A 388-nucleotide genomic window follows, 5' to 3' on the forward strand; every position below is an offset into this window, starting at 1 on the left:
CCCAGGCGGTCGAGCAGCGATAGGAGAATGCGACTATCACAAAGCCTCCAGCGTGCCTTGGCGTAAGCATCCCGTAGCTCTGCGTCATGCTCCAACTGAACGAGGTGGTCAACGTTCGGCGTTACCACAAACGAATAGGGCTGCTTGATGCCCTCGCGGATGCAGGACAATAAAGCTTTCTTATTGCCGGAATAGAAGTCTATTCCGAACGCATTAGTATCACTTGACACTCATTGCTACTCCCTTGAAGGCGCCCTTGATACCCGACCAGGCGAGGGTGGGGTTCCTGTATTCCTTGATCGTCGTAACGGCCGAAAGAAGAAACGCGGAAACCACCGCGAACATCGAACCATAGAAGCGCTTGTTGAATCGTGTGGCAGCGCGGTTG

Annotated in this window: 2 pseudogenes; both read right to left on the reverse strand. The window is 53.9% G+C overall.

From position 1 onward, the window contains the following. Positions 1 to 230 (reverse strand): annotated as a pseudogene (locus V6943_RS20260) (WecB/TagA/CpsF family glycosyltransferase); the annotation flags it as partial. Next, positions 220 to 388 (reverse strand): annotated as a pseudogene (locus V6943_RS20265) (glycosyltransferase family 2 protein); the annotation flags it as partial. The pseudogenes V6943_RS20260 and V6943_RS20265, both read right to left, overlap by 11 nt.

Source organism: Pseudomonas sp. CBC3 (assembly GCF_037967085.1).
In the GTDB taxonomy this organism is placed as follows: Bacteria; Pseudomonadota; Gammaproteobacteria; order Pseudomonadales; family Pseudomonadaceae; genus Stutzerimonas.